This is a genomic window from Flavobacterium bizetiae, assembly GCF_024271895.1.
In the GTDB taxonomy this organism is placed as follows: domain Bacteria; phylum Bacteroidota; class Bacteroidia; order Flavobacteriales; family Flavobacteriaceae; genus Flavobacterium; species Flavobacterium bizetiae.
This window is the reverse complement of record NZ_CP091861.1, coordinates 4,526,028-4,543,165: the sequence shown is the minus strand read 5'-3', so window position 1 is coordinate 4,543,165 and position 17,138 is coordinate 4,526,028. Positions and strand designations below refer to the sequence as shown.

Sequence of the window (17,138 nt, the reverse complement as noted above, 5' to 3'; positions counted from 1 at the left end):
ATGTGAAAGAAATCAGTTTCTTTTTTTAATGCTCTTCAAGACAAACAGAAAATCTATGTCTCTATGTGTTTAAAATTTTTTCACGCAGATTTGGCAGATTAAGCAGATTGCTTCGCTTGTTGGCTATCGCTCAAGTCTGCTGGGTCGAAATGACAATATTGTGTTTAAACTTTGCGTCTTAGCGCCTTTACGAGATTAATTTATTTTCTAACTTAATAAGATTGAGCGCTCGGGTGAGCAGATTTTATTTTAATCTTTTTTAATCCCGTAATCTGTGGCAAAAAAAAATACGCAGCTATGTTCAAAATAAATCTTAATTGAATTAAAACTAAAATGAATAGAAGACAATTTATAATCGGAAATTCTCTTGCTGTTATGGCGCTTTGTCTTCCATTTTCGGCGAAAGCCATAAATTTATTAGACGATCCTAAGCTTTCAGATTTCGAAAAAAGACTTCGACCAGTAGGGCGCGCTTTAGAATTTGAAGATTATTACGTTTGGTGCAACAGTCCGATTGAAGGCCCGGACGGGAAAATTCATGTGTTTTTCTCGCGATGGCCCAAAGCAAAAGGCATGAGCGGATGGATCAATAGTTCTGAAATTGCGCATGCTGTAGCCAACAGTCCGGAAGGTCCGTATGAATATGTAAGCACGATTTTAGCCCCGAGAGGAACAGGATTTTGGGACGCCACAACCTGTCATAACCCCAGCATTCATTTTGTAGACGGAAAATATGCCCTGTTTTTTATGGGAAATGCTAACGGAAAAATGAATACGAAACGAATTGGCTTAGCCACTGCAGATTCTCTTTACGGACCCTGGCAAAGGCCGGATGAACCATTATTGCTCCCGGGAAAAGAAGGCGCTTGGGATGATCTTTTGACGACCAACCCTTCGTTTCTTAAACATCCAAATGGTGAATATTGGTTGTATTATAAATCATTAGATACGGAGAATTATGAGCATCCAAAATTTCCCGTTAAGGGAAATAGAAAATACGGACTGGCAATTGCCAAATCGCTTCAAGGCCCTTATATAAAACATGAACATAATCCGGTAATTGATTTTTCTAAACTGGGAGATAATAAACAATGCGAAGACGCTTTTGTATGGTACGAAAACAAGAAATTTAAAATGCTGGCCAGAGATATGGGCGTTTTTGGAATAGATTACGGCTTATATATGGATTCTGATGACGGGAAAAACTGGAGTGATCCTCAAATTGCCTATCAGCCTTTAAATAAATACATCAACCAGCCTGAAGCGCCTAAACATTTGAATCGTTACGGTAGGGTAGAACGTCCGCAGTTATTGTTTCAAAACGGAAAAGCAACTTATTTATTTACCGCTTCGCAAGGTGGCAAATATGAAACTGCTTCAGCATTTATTTTTAAAATAGTCTGAAAGATGCTAAGGTGCTGAGAAACAAAGAGGCAAAATTATGTGAATTGAAAATTTAAAGGCCTTTGGATACAATACAAAACCGATGCATCGATGTGTTTAAAAAATTACGCCTAACAAAAAAACATTAGAAAAAATGGAAAATAATACAACAGTTAGAAATGCTTTTACAATGCAATTAAAACCAGGTTTTGAAGCCGAATATAAATTACGTCACGATACAATCTGGCCGGAGTTACAAACCTTACTTTCAGAAAGCGGAATACAGGATTATAGTATTTTTTTGGATGAAAAAACATTGACTCTTTTTGCTGTTCAAAAACTGAGTAAAGATTTTGATACTAATTTTTTACCGAATCATCCTATTGTGAAAAAATGGTGGAGTTATATGGGAGATATAATGGAGACCAACGCCGATAATTCGCCCAAAACAATTGTGTTAAAAGAGGTTTTTCATCTGGATTAATTGACTAAATTGTTCCTCAAATAAAAAATAAAAAAGAATGAAAAATACTATGAAATTTTACGCGCCTATTGCATTGTCAGTATTAATTTTTGCGAGTTGTAATGCTCAGAAAAAATCGGCAGGAAGTACCATTGTTTTAAAAAACACCACAAATATAGAAGTGCCTCAAAAAGCCATTTCGATAAAAAGAAACCAACTTTCCTTAAATAATCAAACAGGAACTTATCCTATTTTAATTTATAAAAATGATACAATTCCTGCGCAGCTAAATGATTTGGATGGAGACGGAAAATGGGACGAACTTTTTCTGGTTACTGATTTTACTGCTAAGGAAGTAAAAACACCAACCTTAAGCTGGTCTGAAACGGATCCTAAATTTGCGGTAAAAACAAGTGTACGATTCGGAAAACGAGAAGCTAAAAACCTGCCCGTTCATCCGGCGACGGAAGAAGTTTTAATGGCCAATCAGGTACATAAAAAATTAGGTTATCAAAAATACCAAACCGATGGACCAAGCTGGGAGAATGACAAAGTAGGATTTAGGCATTATCTGGACGGAAGAAATTCAAAAGATGTTTTCGGAAAAAGAATTCCTGCCATAACACCAGAAGATGTAGGTATTAATAGCAAAGGAGCGGTTGAAGACAATTACCACGTGATGTACGATTGGGGAAGGGATATTTTCCCTGTCGGGAATTCAGCCGGACTTGGAGGTTTTGCTTTATTGATCGATAATAAAATTAACCGACTCGGGATTATTGGCAGCGATACGATAAATAATATTGAAAAAACAACATTCAAAATTGTGAGCGAAGGACCTGTAAATTCGGTTTTAAGTTATACGTATCAAAATTGGGAAGCAGCAGGAAATAAATATCAGGCGCAGGAAACGAGCTCAATTTGGCCGGGAATGTATGGGTATAAAAACACGATTTCAGTAAATGGTTTAAAAGGAAACGAAACATTGGTTGTAGCATTTTCGAACCTAAACAATCAAAAACCATTACAAGTTATTGATGCCGGAGATTTTGTGTGTTTCATACAACATGATAAACTAACCTACGAACGTCAATGGATTTTGGGGACGGCTGTAATTGTACCAAAAAATGTTTATAAAGGATATATCGAAGCGCCTAAAACCGGAAAATTAACAGATTCATACTTGATAAAACTTTCTGCAAAAAACAATCAGCAAGTGAGTTATTATCCAATCGCCGGCTGGGAATTAAGTGCAGACAAGAATTTTAAAGACTCAACCTATTTTACGAATTACGTAACGACTTTAGCGAAACAACTTTCGGCTAAGATTAAGGTTGAGGTGAAGTAAAGTAAACCGCCTAGTTTGTCATCCCGAGGAACGAGGGATCTCCGCAAGAAACTCGGCAAAGATTGTTAACCGCAAAGTTTGTCATCCTGACGGAGGAAGGATCACACTAGAAGCTCGACAAAGATTGTTAAACGCAAAGTTTGTGATCCTTCCTCCGTCAGGATGACAAGATTGCGGAGACCTTTGGCAAAGATGAGCCGCAAAATTTGTCATCCCGAGGAACGAGGGATCTCCGTAAGAAACTCGACAAAGATTGTTAACCGCAAAGTTTGTCATCCTGACGAAGGAAGGATCACACTAGAAGCTCGACAAAGATTGTAACGTATAGCGGGATTAGCTCCTAAAAAAATAACTAATACTAACACATAACCAAAAATGAAAAATATTTTTAAAATTTTAATCTGCATCATAGGGTTTTCGCAGACCTCTTTTGCGCAGCAGTATGCAAATGATACATTTCCTGACGGAAGTGAAATCACCAATTGGTTTAAGGATTATTCTAAAATTCAGTTGAAAGATCTTGGCAAAAAATACACCATTACAGATTTTGGAGTAGGAAAGGACAGTACCAAAATTCAAACGGTTGCGATTCAGAAAGTAATTGATAAAGCCGCTGCAAATGGCGGTGGAGTTATTGTAATTCCAAAAGGAGTTTACTTAAGCGGTGCATTATTTTTTAAACCTAAAACTACATTACACGTTTCTGAAGGCGGAGTTTTGAAAGGTTCTGATAATATTGCCGATTTCCCGATAATGCCTTCGAGAATGGAAGGCCAAAATCTGGATTATTTCCCCGCTTTGGTTAATGCATACGGAGTAGACAATTTTTCGATTTCAGGAAAAGGAACTATTAACGGAAACGGAAAGAAGTATTGGGATGCTTTTTGGGAGCGACGAAAAGAAAATCCAAAATGTACCAATCTCGAAGTTTCGAGACCGCGATTGGTTTTTGTATGGAACTCTAATAACGTACAGTTTCAGGATGTAAAACTAATTAATTCAGGTTTCTGGACGAATCATTTTTATAAATGTAATAATGTAAAACTGTTGGATCTTTATATTTTTTCTCCTCATATTGGCTCAAAAGCGCCAAGTACAGATGCGATCGATATTGATATTTGCACTAATTTTTTAGTAAAAGGTTGTTACCTTTCGGTGAATGATGATGCAATTGCTTTAAAAGGAGGGAAGGGACCTTATGCAGATCAGGATAAAAACAATGGTCCTAATGCCAACATTATCATAGAAGATTGCACTTTTGGATTCTGTCATTCGGCATTAACAAACGGAAGCGAATCGATATACAATAGAAACGTGATTATGCGTAATTGCAAAATAGATGGAGCTTCGCGATTACTATGGCTAAAAATGAGACCTGATACACCGCAGCGATATGAATATATAAGAGTAGAAGATATTAAAGGAGAAGCGAAAACGTGTCTGGCTGTTTTTGCCTGGAAACAATTTTTTGATTTAAAAGGACGTCCTGATGTTCCGTTGTCGTACGGAGATCATGTTATTTTAAAAAATATACAGCTTAAATGTGATACTTTTTACGGAGTAGAAAATGATCCAAATGTTCGCTTATCCAATTTTGTATTTGAAAATTTAAATATTCAGGCCACGAAAACCGATATTGATAAAAACATTATAAATGGGGTTAATTTTAAAAATGTTTACCTGAATAAGCAGTTAGTTGAGTAATTTTTCCTCAAATTCTGATCTTATTTCAGGTTGTTTATTGCCTAAAAGTTAAAATTTGAGACTGTTTTTTAAGATTTGGAGAAAAAAAGTAAAATTATTTTCAACAGCTTTTTGCACGTCGTGTAAGCCTCTCTTTTGAGAGTTGGATAAATAAGTGATTGATTAGTAGTTGATTGGTTCTTTCGGGCTTCGCAAAAAAAAGCGAGGTAAAGTTAATGTTAACGGGAACCCCGAAAAACACTGATAATTTTAACGTGAAATATGTTGTAACTATCAATCAAACTTTTATTTTTGCGGCTTAATTTAATCATTATAAGCATGAAAGATCTATTAGTAAAAATCAACGCCGAAATTGACACATTTAGAGCAGAAGCTGAATCTTTAACAGAAAAAGGTGTTAAAGCTGCTGGACCAAGAGCTCGTAAAGCTACTTTAGAAATTGAAAAACTTTTAAAAGAGTTTAGAAAAGTTTCTATCGAAGAATCAAAAAAATAATATTTTTATTCAAAATAAAACCTCGTTTAAGCAATTAAACGAGGTTTTTTATTTAGATTAGTTAGGTCATAAACAAGAGAAACGAAATCCGATTACATTTCACAATTCATAATTTATAATTTATAACTTCACCTCAATATAATCCTTAAGACCGCATTCTTTTAATTTTTTAATGCTTTCTGCCACCGATAAGGCATTAAAATTGGCACCTTCCGCACCAGTATGCGTATGATCTTTAGGGAAAAATGCCTTTACCTTTTCTTTACCCAAAGCTTCGTATTTAAGCGCTACGACTTCATTTAAATCAATATAGAACACTTTTTCTTTATCGGCGGCCTCTTTAGACCATTTCCCATACGTATCGCTTCGTCGTTCTACTTTATCATTTGGCCATTCATTTCGTGGCGTTTGACTGAAAACAATGGGTATAGCGCCTTTTTCTTTAGCTTCGCGAATAAATTTAGTCATGTACCAACCAAAAGTGTGCACGATTTCTTTAGAGCCATCTGCAAGAGTAACTTCCTGTGTTTCGTCGCCGTTTCCTTTTAGAGAGCCTCTAAATTTTTCTTTATCAATAGCTCCGGCATCGTTATGGCCAAACTGAATTAGTATAAAATCTCCCGGTTGCAACTTGTTTTTAACTTCCTCCCAAAGGCCTTCATGATCAAAAGTTCTCGTACTTCTGCCGCCTCTGGCTTTATTAATGACTTCAATTCTGGTAGTATCGCAATACGTAGGAAACGGAACTCCCCAACCTACAGCATTTGGATCATTGTTATTGTTGGCCATGGTTGAATCGCCAATTAAATACACTTTCTTTTTGGCAGGAAGCACAATTTTGGGGTCTTTTAAAATATAATTTTTTAAAGAATTTTTGCTCTCTTTTAATTGATCGATAATTACCGAAGCCGAAAGTACAGCGCCCTTGGCCGAAGTATGCGTATGATCTTTTTTATAAAAGTAAGTTTCCGTTACTTTTTGTTCGCCCAGTTTTTCCATTTCTAGGGCCATTTTATCATTCAAATCAATAAAAGTTACTTTCTCTTTATCGGCAACTTGTTTGGCCCATAAACCATACGATTGATTATTGCGAGGGACTTTTCCTTCTTTCCAGTCGTTTCTTGGAATAGGAGAGCAGACAATAGGAATCGCTCCTTTTGATTTTGCCTCACGAATTACCTTCTGAATGTACCAGCCGTAACTGTGAACGGTTTCATGTTTTTTGGTCAATATATTATCAATTTCCTGGGTTTCGTTTCCAATTCCTTTGATCGTTCCGCGTGCGCGAAGACTATCATTTAAAGGGCCATCATCATTGTGCCCAAACTGAATCAGGACATAATCTCCTTTTTTTAGTTTATTTAAAACAGCAATCCACAAGCCTTTGTCCTGAAAAGTTCTGCTGCTTGTACCGCCTAAAGCATGATTTTCTACATTGATTTTTGTCGTATCTAAAAACTGTCCAATGTAATCTCCCCAGCCCCAAAGTCCGCCGGAACCATCGCCTTTACCATTTTTTACAGTCGAATCGCCCACCATAAAAAGCGTAGGTTTATTTTCTTGTTTTAAGGTGAAATTGAAAAATAGGAAAACAAGGAATAAAAAAGAAAGTAATTTAATTGATTTCATATAGTTAAATTGTAACATAGTTAATTTGATGTTATTTCAAAACTAGCAGTTCTGTTTTTATAAAGTATCCTGTACTATGATGTTAAAATACAATAGGATTATAAATTATTATATTGCAAAAATCAGGTAGGTACAGGATACTATACCACTAAAAAACAAAGAAATTGCATCCGCATTACCGAACTAATATAATCCGAATCTACGGATAATTCATTTTTTACAACACTATGAAAATTAAAAAACAATCTATTCAAACCCTGACAGCTTTATTTTTAATGTGTTCTATCGTAGCTTTTGGACAGGAAAATAAAACTCCGCGCAAGATACATTACGCGCCGGAAGGAAATAGTTTTGTTTTAAAAAATGGAACCAGAAAATTCAACAGAGCATTGTACGGTTCTAATACGGGATTTAGAGTAGAAACCGGCGATTTGCCTGAATTTGCAATGTATATGCCGGGAATGGGAGGGAATTTTAAATTAGGCCTCGTAAACGGAAATGAAAGCAAATGGATTACCGAAACAGCAAAAATTGATACGCGTTACGTTTTAGGAACAATGCAATATATCATTCAAGATCCTATTTTAGGAAAGGGGAAATTGTTTATTGATGTTGTAGCCTTAAAAGAAAGCGAAGGTTTTATTGTAAAAGTATATGGTAAAAACGTATCAAAAAAAACGAATTTAATTTGGGCTTTTGGCGGAGCAACCGGAAAAAAGTTTAGCCGTGATGGCGATATTGGCGCTGATCCTGAATCGGTTTTTTACCTTCAGCCGGATTATTGTATCAATAATAAATACACGATCAAAAAACAATCATTTCTATTAGAATACGGCTCTGAAAGCAACAAACAAAAGACAGGGAATAATAAAAACCTAACCGGATTTTTCCCGGAATCAGTAACTCGTTTGGCCAATGCCAAAATGCAAAATAAGCCATTAGCACTTTATACTTCAAATCCTGAATCCCTGAGTCTCATTACAGGAAAAATAAAAACGATTTCAGAAAAAGGAGATTATTGGTTGTTTTTGGCAGAAGATTCAAAGACAAATTACAATCAAAAAAGCATCACTCAATTATATGAAAAGTCAGTGCAGCAAACGCAACTTTTAGCCAATAGAGTAAAGGTTTCAACTCCTGATCCCTACATTAATACATTGGGATCTGCGCTCTCGATAGCGGCTGACGGAATCTGGGAAAGTCCTGCTTATCTTCATGGCGCGATTGCCTGGAGAATGTATCTAAATGCCTGGCGAGGAGCTTATACAGCAGATCCTTTGGGATGGCATGATCGGGCAAAAACGCATTTTACAAGTTACAGTAATTCGCAGGTAACAAGTCCTGAAAACGGCCCGATTGTATTTGACGAAGAAAGAAATTTAGCACGCCAGAAAGAAGAAATAGGAACATCGATGTTTAGCAGCGGGTATATTAGCCGAAGCCCGAACAAGAATAACGTGGCGCATCATTATGATATGAATTTGGTTTTTATAGATCAGATGTTACGACACTTTAAATGGACGGGGGATACAACATTCATAAAAGAAATGTGGCCAACAATTCAGCGACATTTAAACTGGGAAAAAAGAAATTTCGATCCCGACGGAGACGGATTGTACGATGCGTATGCCTCAATTTGGGCCAGCGATGCCTTGCAATATAGTGGTGGAGGAGTCATTCATTCTTCGGCCTATAATTATTATGCGAATAAAACCGTTGCACAAATTGCAAAGAAAATTCAGCAAGATGAAAATCCGTTTACCAAGGAAGCAGCTAAAATTATAAAAGCGACAAACAGCCAGCTTTGGGTACCAAATAAAGGAATTTTTGCCGAGTACAAAGACGCTTTAGGAAACCAATTATTGCACGATACACCCGGAATATGGAGCATTTATCACACTATCGATTCAGAATTATCGAATCCTTTCGAGAGTTATCAAATGCTGGATTATGTTACCAATCAGATTCCGCATATTCCAATTTCGGCAGAAGGATTAGACAAAAAGGATCTTTATGTGATCAGTACAACTAATTGGCAACCTTATACATGGTCGACAAATAATGTGGCTTTAGCGGAACAATTGCACACTTCATTGGCTTTCTGGCAAGGTGGACAATCAGAAAAAGCGTTTACAATGTGGGAAAGCGCTTTGGTAGAAAGCATGTATTTAGGCGCTTCGCCGGGAGGTTTTGAGCAGCTTTTGTATCAGGATGCCATGCGTGGCGAATTGTACCGCGATTTTGCTGACCCAATAGGTATGGCTTCACGAACTCTTGTCGAAGGACTTTTTGGAATTCAGCCCGATGCTTTGGCCGAAGTTTTAACCATCAAACCCGGATTTCCTGAAAAATGGAATCAGGCTTCTTTAGCAATTCCGGATATTTCGATCGATTTTAAAAGAGAAAATAAAGAAGAAAAGTATCAAATCAAGAATCAGTTTTCGGCAAAAATGAATTTAAATCTAATTTTAAATTCGCCTTACGAAGCAGTAGAAAGCATTACCGTCAACGGAAAATCAGTTTCATGGAAGTCAGTTGCGGAAAACATAGGAAATCCAAAAATAAGCATCGAAGTTCCGTACAATAATGTTTATGATATTGCCATTAAATGGAAGGGAAATTCGGTAGAAAATCTTCAGTCAAAAGAAAAATATGCTGTAAACGAAATACTCGATTTAAAAACTTCTAAAGCTAAAATTATATCCCTATACGATCCTCAATTGGTTTTAAGTGAAATTTCGAAAACGGAAAATTCGCTCAAGGCAAAAGTGAATTCGGTGGGCAATAAACTCTTTTTTATAGAATTAAAGCAAGGCGAATTATCGTGGTGGAAACCCATTCATGTCAATATAAAAGAAGAAAATAAATTCAATAAAGAAACTACAAACTGGGATCTGCCATTGGATAAATCAAAACGAGCAGAAACAATCTCGCTTTCATCATTTTTTAACTCAAAAGTAGTGGACATTTTCAATTACGAATATCTCTCACCAAGACCACAAACAGTAACATTACAATTGCCAAAACAAGGAATTGGAAATTGGTGTTATCCCAATATTTCAGTAAAAATCGATGACAAAGGATTACGCGAAAAAGCAAAAACAAACGGACAGATTACAACGCCAAACGGAATCCCGTTTCAAACGCCTTCTGATGAAAATCAAAAAAATATTGCCTTCACCTCCATGTGGGATAATTTCCCTGAAAGCATTACGATTCCATTAAACGGAAAAGCTTCTCATGCCTATTTCATGCTTGCAGGAACGACAAACCCAATGCAAAGCCGAATCACAAACGGAGAAATCACGATCAATTACACTGACGGAACATCGGAAATTCTGCCACTAAAAAATCCAGAAAACTGGTGGCCCATCGAGCAGGACTATTTTATTGATGGCTTGGCCTTTACAACCGATGCCCCAAAACCACCAAGAGTTTATTTTAAAACAGGAGAAATAACAAGAGATTTCAAAGATTTTAAAACTATAAAAGGATTCTCTGGTTATGGCGTCGATGGAGGCGCCGGAACAATTCTGGATTTACCATTAGATAAAAACAAAACATTAAAAAATATGACTTTAAAAACTATTGCCAATGATGTGGTGATTGGTTTGATGAGTTTGACTTTGGTGAGATAATTTTAGAACATAGAATATAGAACATAGATTTTGAAATAGAAATTTTAAGCTCCATAGGAGCGATATATTTATAGAATATTCACGCCCCTAGCATTCGAGTCCCATAGGGACGATATATGAATCGGGCAATAAGAAAATTAAATAACCGATAAAAATATAAATATGAAACCGTTTAAAATTTTACCGCAAAGCACGCAAAGCTTTTCATGCTTGCGTGATTTATGACAAAGCAAAGTTCGCAAAGCTTTGTATTGATAAAGCTTTGCGAACTTATTTTTTAACAAATATTAGAGATAAAAAACTTGCGTGCTTTGCGGTTAATTTTTTATTTCAACCTGAAACCATAAACCTAACCAAATGAAAAAATATCAATTAATAACTGCATTCCTGTTTACCATTTCCATTTTTGCCCAACAAAAAATTGATCGGAAAGAATTGGTAACAAGGCATAATGTTCAAATTACGGCTATCGATACTTTGGCTTCGCTAACGGTTGGTAACGGCGCTTTTGCTTTTACTGTAGATGCTACAGGATTGCAGACTTTTCCTAAAAAATACCAAAACGGAATCCCGTTAGGAACACAGTCAGAATGGGGTTGGGACAGTTATAAAAACACCAATAATTATAAATTCTCAGAAACCCTGAGAGATTATAAGCAATACGGGCGAGATATTTCATATACTGTTCAGATCAAGGAACCTGCGAGAAAAGTTGAAGCCGTAAATTGGTTTCGCCAAAATCCGCATTTATTGCAATTAGGTAATTTAGGTTTTGAAATCATCAAGAAAGACGGAAGTCTGGCAAAACCAGAAGACATTAAATCAATTGCCCAAAAATTGAATTTATGGACAGGAGAAATCGAAAGCTATTTTGAGGTTGAAGGAACTCCTGTAACCGTTCTTACGGCTTCGCATCAACAAAAAGATGCTATTGGCGTAAAAGTAAAATCTGATTTATTACAGCAAAAACGTTTAAAAATTAGTTTACGAATTCCGTTTCCAACAGGCGATTGGGCCGATATGGGAACCAAATACGAAGGTAAACAAGATTATAAAAGTACCCTCGTAGAAAAGTCAAAAACCGAAGCTGTTGTCACGCACGTAATGGACAGTATTTCGTACAACGTCAATTTAAGCTGGAAAGGCAATGCTCAGATTAAGAAAACTTCGGATCATTATTTTGTAATTGAAGCAGCCAATACAAACACATTAGAATTAAGCTGTCTTTTTGCTTTAGCAGATAAAAAAATAGCGAATTCCTCTTTTACGGATATTCAAAATAGCAGCATAAAAGCTTGGGAACAATTCTGGAAAAGTGGGGCAGCTGTAGATTTTTCAGGAAGTACAGATCCTCGCGCTACTGAATTAGAGCGAAGAGTAATCTTGTCCCAATATCTAACCAAAGTACAATGCACAGGAAAAGTACCGCCGCAGGAAACCGGATTAACCTACAACAGCTGGTACGGAAAACCGCATCTTGAAATGCATTGGTGGCACGGCGTTCATTTCGCACTTTGGAACCGACCTGAACTACTGGAGAAAAGCTTGCCATGGTACCAGAAAGTTTTTGATAAAGCCAAAAATATCGCCAAAAGACAAGGTTTTGAAGGCGCAAGATGGCAAAAAATGGTAGATGCAGATGGTAACGAAAGTCCGTCTTCTGTAGGATCATTTTTAATTTGGCAGCAGCCGCATTTTATTACCTATGCCGAACTAATATACCGCGCCAAACCAACCGCAGCCACTTTAAATTTATATAGCGAACGTGTTTTCGCAACCGCTGATTTTATGGCTTCGTTTGCCAATTACGACAGTAAAACAGATCGTTATGTTTTAGGCCCCGGCGTTATTCCGGCGCAGGAACGTTTTAAAGCAATGGAAACTTTTAATCCAACTTATGAATTGGCGTATTGGAACTGGGCTTTGAAAACAGCCATCGCCTGGAAGAAGAAATTAAACCAAAAAGTACCTGAAAAATGGGAAAACGTTTTGGCTAAATTATCTCCTTTGCCCATATTAGATCAGGTATATCTGGCAACAGAAAGTGCCAAAGATTCGTATACCAATCCGGAATTTAAAACCGATCATCCATCTGTATTAGGAACTTTTGGGATGCTTCCGGAAACATCGCTTCTGGATAAAAAAATCATGAAAAACACTTTCGATTTGGTTTGGAACACCTGGACATGGGATAAAACCTGGGGATGGGATTTCCCAATGACAGCAATGTCAGCGGCACGTTTGCAAATGCCCGAAAAAGCAATTGACGCTTTATTCATGAACGTAACCACCAATACCTATCTAAAAAACGGACACAATTATCAGGCAGAAAGACTTACGCTTTACCTTCCCGGAAACGGAGGATTGCTAACCGCTGTCGCCATGATGTGCGCCGGTTGGGACGGAACCACAGAACAAAATCCTGGCTTCCCGAAAGACGGAACCTGGAAAGTACAAAGCGAAGGATTTAAAAAGATGTTTTGATTTGATGGCCCACGGATTAGACAGGTTTAAACGGATTGGCACGGATTTTTTATTTCTATGATAATTTTTAGGAGCTAATCCCGCTATTCGTTCCAATCTTTTGTGCCGAACCCCGGCACAAAAGGATTTCCTCTTCTATCGGGGCTAGTACATTCGTTTTCAGAATAATATGTTATTTTATTTTGTCATTTCGACGGAGGAGAAATCACACAAGAAATACCGTATAGAATGTAGCCAATCTTTGTCGAGTTACGAGTGTCATTTCTCCTCCGTCGAAATGACAAATTTGATTTGAAAAACTTTGCGTAAGATAAAAAAATCAGTGCAAACCAGCCCAAACCTGCCTAATCCGTGAGCAATAAAACAGATTGCTACTATTTTTAGAACTTAAATACGCAAAGCCTCAAAAGCACAAAACAATAAACTTAAAAAACAAAACTTTGCGACTTCGCGACTTTGCGCGAGATAAAAAAAATCAGTACAAACCAGCCAAAACCCGCCTAATCCGTGGGTAATAAAACAGATTGTTACTATTTTCTAGAATTTAAATACACAAAGCCCCAGAAGCACAAAACAATAAACTTAAAAAATAAAACTTTGCGACTTCGCGACTTTGCGCGAGAAAAAAAAATCAGTGAAAACCATTTAATCCGTGGCCCATAAATAACCATAAACCTACCAATTATGAAGAATAAAATTGTAATATTATTTCTTTTATCAAGCTTATTTTCATTCGCGCAAAGGCAAATGGAAAATCTAGATCGTGGTGTAATCGCTATAAAAGACAAAGGTCAGTTTTTTATTGGCTGGAGAGTTTTAGGAACAGATGCTGATGATCTGGCGTTTAATTTATACCGAAAATCTGGTACTAAAAAAGCCATCAAATTAAACGAAAAACCCATTTTGGGTGCAACTAATTTTGTAGATACCAAAGCCAATAGTCAGGAAGAAAATACGTGGTTTATAAAAACAGTTTTTAAAGGAAAAGAAAGCGACGCAAAAGGCAGTTTTACCATTCCTGCCCAAAGTCCGGACAAAGACTATTTATCAATAAAATTAAAACCGGTTGAAGGATATATCCCCAATGATCTTTCGGTTGGTGATTTAGACGGAGACGGAAGATACGATCTCATTGTACACATGACCGGAAAGGCGCATGATAATTCCCATACCGGAATCACAGATCCGCCCATATTTCAGGCGTATACCTTAGATGGAAAATTTCTATGGCAAATAAACCTGGGGAAAAACATTCGTGAAGGCGCACATTATACACAATTTATGGTGTACGATTTAGACGGCGACGGCATCTCCGAGTTTGTATGTAAAACTGCCGATGGTACGACCGACAGCGAAAATAATGTAGTAGGCGATCCCTCAAAAGACTGGGTAGAACGCGACCCCAATTCTCCCATTTTAGGAAAAATTCTAAAAGGCCCTGAATACCTCTCTGTTTTTGACGGAAGAACCGGAAAACTAATTACCACCGTAGATTATATTCCGGAACGTGGTGATCTTGCCGGTTGGGGCGGACATGGCGGCAGCGGAGGAAATGACACCAAAGGCAACAGAATTGATCGTTTTACGGCTTGTATTGCTTATCTCGATGGCATTCATCCAAGTGTAGTAATGTGCCGTGGATATTACGGAAGAACCGTTTTGGCAGCCTGGGATTTTAAAGACAAAAAACTAACCTCGAGATGGGTTTTTGATAGCAAAGATGCCGACAATCCATATTCCGGAATGGGAAATCACGGACTATCTGTGGCAGATGTCGATAACGACGGAAAAGACGAAATCATCTACGGATCGATGTGTGTCGATGATAACGGAAAAGGATTGTACACAACGGGTTTTAGACACGGAGATGCTTTGCATGTTTCAGATCTTGATCTTGATGTTCCTGGCTTAGAAGTTTTTGGAATTCATGAAATCGAAAACGGAACCACAGGCCCGGGCGTTACCTTGTTTTCTGCCGCTGACGGAAAAGTTTTATTTACCGGTTCTATCAACGAAGATGTAGGTCGCGGGGTTGCTGACAATATCGATCCAACCCGAAAAGGTGCACAATGCTGGTGGTCAGGATCTCCGTTTTTGCACGATATGAAAGGAAATGAAATAGGAAAAGCACCAAGTTCGATCAATTTTTTAATTTATTGGGATGGAGATACTTCCAGAGAGCTTTTAAACTCTAATTATATCGATAAATACAACGCAGGCCGCTTATTTACTGCAACAGGAGCGGCATCTAATAATGGTACAAAATCCACACCCGCACTTTCTGCAGATATTTTAGGAGACTGGCGCGAAGAACTAATCCTGAGATCTGAAGATAATACCGAATTAAGAATTTATTCGACCACAATTCCAACAGAAATAAGGCAATATACTTTGATGCACGATCCACAATACAGGCTGAGCGTAGCATGGCAAAATGTGGGATACAATCAGCCGCCACATACCAGTTTTTATATGGGAGTGGGTATGAAACCTGCACCAAAACCAAATATTGTACTCGTTAAATTTAAGGAGAATTAAAACGTAATTTTTAAAGTTATTAATTTTTTTAAACGATAATTTTAACATTTAAAGCACATCAGAATAAATATTTTAGAAATTAGATTTTATGTTTTATTAAAATGTAAAATCTAATTTTTTTATTGCCTATTGTAAGAAAATTTAAATATATTTGAGCAAAAATGTTAAAAGAAGCTTCTGTTTTGAGCTTTTTTGGGTGTAATAACGCATCACTTTTTTTGTGTTATAAGTTATAAACGAATCCATAAATAAAGCAAAATAAAACTAAGGCGACAAAAAGATGATTTACATAAAGAAGTTTCTCTTAACAACAATTATTACTTTCTGCTCTTACAATTTGGCTATAGCCAGACCAAAAATACCCATAGGTAAATTCGACAAAATTGAGATTGTGTCCTATCTTCCGGACATTAACGAATACCTTTCAAAAGAAGAATCAAATACATATTTAGATCTTGGCAGATTACATCAGGAATATAGCATAGCATGGATTCCGGTCTGGATTACTCAGGAACCAAAGTTAGTATTAACAAAACCAGATTCTGACCGTTATTATGAGTTGTCGAATGAACAGCTCGAAAAAATTTTAAGCACCAATAAATTAGACAAAGCGCAACTGCTACAATTAGGATTTTATACGCAATATGGCGGAAAAATAATCCTGTTTTTAGTGTTATGCTTAATTCTTTATAGCTTTTTCGGAAAAGACAAAAAGAAAGACGTGAAACCAATTAACCTTTAATAAATAATTAAACTATGAATCCACTTTTTTTAATTCCCGTTGTACTAGTAATTGCCGGTATCATTTTTATGGTAATCATGAATAAAAAACATGCAGCCGCAAAAAACGAAATTGATTTAGATCTTGAAAGAACCAAATACGATCTTCATAAAGAAGAAGTTTTAAAACAAGATTTTTCGCAATTAAAACAATGGATGAAAGGAAAATCAATTGATGCTTACACGTCTGCATCTGTTCCTCAAACAAAAGCAAATAAAGTTCAGGAAGTAGTAAGCGACGGATTAAAAAACGTGGCACTTTCTGCTGTGGGCGTAAAACTTCAACGAGTAGAAACGGAATGTTTCTGGGTTTTGAGTGACAATGATTTGCACTTTTTTAGTACTGATGCTGTAGGAGAATTAGATGAGCATGTTATTTTTGATAATTTCCGTATTGAAGATGCAAAATTAGAATATGGAGGTGTTTTAAAATCACAGTTAGGCTTGTACTCAAAATCATCTGAAGAGTATTTACCAAAAACACATATCATTACATTTAATATAGAAGGAAATCCTTTAGCACTTGAAATTCACGACAGATTGCATTATGTACCGGATCCAACTGATCTTTTAAACTTGAACAAACAATTATTAACAAGAGCAAAATATCAGGTAGTAGGAGAGAACTTCGTAAAAGTTTTGCAAAACAAGTTCCCGAACTTACAAGTATCATAAA

The 17,138-nt window shown here is 36.7% G+C and carries 11 protein-coding genes; 10 read left to right on the top strand and 1 reads right to left on the bottom strand.

Annotated features, from left to right (window positions below):
• Positions 1–333 precede the first annotated feature (333 nt).
• The 5 genes from L0669_RS18965 to L0669_RS18945 all read left to right on the top strand — a co-directional run bounded on the left by L0669_RS18965 (position 334) and on the right by L0669_RS18945 (position 5,393).
• On the top strand, positions 334–1,404 hold the full coding sequence (locus L0669_RS18965; RefSeq protein ID WP_263759405.1) for a glycoside hydrolase family protein: 1,071 nt from the start codon (positions 334–336) through the stop codon (positions 1,402–1,404).
• A gap of 133 nt (positions 1,405–1,537) precedes the next feature.
• The gene (rhaM, locus tag L0669_RS18960) at positions 1,538–1,867 is read left to right on the top strand and encodes an L-rhamnose mutarotase (protein WP_173970235.1); all 330 of its coding nucleotides are present in this window, start codon (positions 1,538–1,540) and stop codon (positions 1,865–1,867) included.
• Between the two features lie 37 nt (positions 1,868–1,904).
• Positions 1,905–3,194, top strand: a complete 1,290-nt coding sequence (locus L0669_RS18955; RefSeq protein WP_263759404.1) for a DUF4861 domain-containing protein — start codon at positions 1,905–1,907, stop codon at positions 3,192–3,194.
• A gap of 375 nt (positions 3,195–3,569) precedes the next feature.
• Positions 3,570–4,898, top strand: a complete 1,329-nt coding sequence (locus tag L0669_RS18950) for a rhamnogalacturonidase (protein ID WP_263759403.1) — start codon at positions 3,570–3,572, stop codon at positions 4,896–4,898.
• Positions 4,899–5,216: 318 nt separating this feature from the next.
• On the top strand, positions 5,217–5,393 hold the full coding sequence (locus L0669_RS18945; RefSeq protein ID WP_055095391.1) for a histone H1: 177 nt from the start codon (positions 5,217–5,219) through the stop codon (positions 5,391–5,393).
• 120 nt (positions 5,394–5,513) lie between these two features.
• Here the strand turns inward: L0669_RS18945 and L0669_RS18940 are convergent, their stop codons facing one another.
• The gene (locus L0669_RS18940) at positions 5,514–7,022 is read right to left on the bottom strand and encodes a rhamnogalacturonan acetylesterase (RefSeq protein ID WP_263759401.1); all 1,509 of its coding nucleotides are present in this window, start codon (positions 7,020–7,022) and stop codon (positions 5,514–5,516) included.
• Between the two features lie 227 nt (positions 7,023–7,249).
• Here L0669_RS18940 and L0669_RS18935 point away from each other — a divergent pair, with 227 nt between their 5' ends.
• The 5 genes from L0669_RS18935 (at position 7,250) to L0669_RS18915 (ending at position 17,137) form a co-directional block, all read left to right on the top strand.
• Positions 7,250–10,660 (top strand): DUF4450 domain-containing protein, encoded by a 3,411-nt coding sequence (locus L0669_RS18935; RefSeq protein WP_263759400.1) that lies wholly within the window; start codon positions 7,250–7,252, stop codon positions 10,658–10,660.
• 357 nt (positions 10,661–11,017) lie between these two features.
• On the top strand, positions 11,018–13,144 hold the full coding sequence (locus tag L0669_RS18930) for a hypothetical protein (RefSeq protein WP_263759399.1): 2,127 nt from the start codon (positions 11,018–11,020) through the stop codon (positions 13,142–13,144).
• A gap of 747 nt (positions 13,145–13,891) precedes the next feature.
• On the top strand, positions 13,892–15,682 hold the full coding sequence (locus tag L0669_RS18925; RefSeq protein WP_425250462.1) for a rhamnogalacturonan lyase: 1,791 nt from the start codon (positions 13,892–13,894) through the stop codon (positions 15,680–15,682).
• A 280-nt stretch (positions 15,683–15,962) separates the two neighbouring features.
• Entirely contained in the window at positions 15,963–16,424 is a 462-nt protein-coding gene (locus L0669_RS18920; RefSeq protein WP_263759396.1) for a hypothetical protein, read from the top strand.
• A 14-nt stretch (positions 16,425–16,438) separates the two neighbouring features.
• Complete coding sequence (locus tag L0669_RS18915; protein WP_173970243.1) at positions 16,439–17,137, top strand: hypothetical protein; 699 nt, start codon at positions 16,439–16,441, stop codon at positions 17,135–17,137.
• The last annotated feature ends 1 nt before the right edge of the window (position 17,138 follow it).

Bases quoted from the DNA above. Each gene is read 5' to 3' on its own strand.
- L0669_RS18965 (WP_263759405.1), top strand. From the start codon at position 334: ATGAATAGAAGACAATTTATAATCGGAAATTCTCTTGCTGTTATGGCG.
- rhaM (WP_173970235.1), top strand. From the start codon at position 1,538: ATGGAAAATAATACAACAGTTAGAAATGCTTTTACAATGCAATTAAAA.
- L0669_RS18955 (WP_263759404.1), top strand. From the start codon at position 1,905: ATGAAAAATACTATGAAATTTTACGCGCCTATTGCATTGTCAGTATTA.
- L0669_RS18950 (WP_263759403.1), top strand. From the start codon at position 3,570: ATGAAAAATATTTTTAAAATTTTAATCTGCATCATAGGGTTTTCGCAG.
- L0669_RS18945 (WP_055095391.1), top strand. From the start codon at position 5,217: ATGAAAGATCTATTAGTAAAAATCAACGCCGAAATTGACACATTTAGA.
- L0669_RS18940 (WP_263759401.1), bottom strand. From the start codon at position 7,022: ATGAAATCAATTAAATTACTTTCTTTTTTATTCCTTGTTTTCCTATTT.
- L0669_RS18935 (WP_263759400.1), top strand. From the start codon at position 7,250: ATGAAAATTAAAAAACAATCTATTCAAACCCTGACAGCTTTATTTTTA.
- L0669_RS18930 (WP_263759399.1), top strand. From the start codon at position 11,018: ATGAAAAAATATCAATTAATAACTGCATTCCTGTTTACCATTTCCATT.
- L0669_RS18925 (WP_425250462.1), top strand. From the start codon at position 13,892: ATGGAAAATCTAGATCGTGGTGTAATCGCTATAAAAGACAAAGGTCAG.
- L0669_RS18920 (WP_263759396.1), top strand. From the start codon at position 15,963: ATGATTTACATAAAGAAGTTTCTCTTAACAACAATTATTACTTTCTGC.
- L0669_RS18915 (WP_173970243.1), top strand. From the start codon at position 16,439: ATGAATCCACTTTTTTTAATTCCCGTTGTACTAGTAATTGCCGGTATC.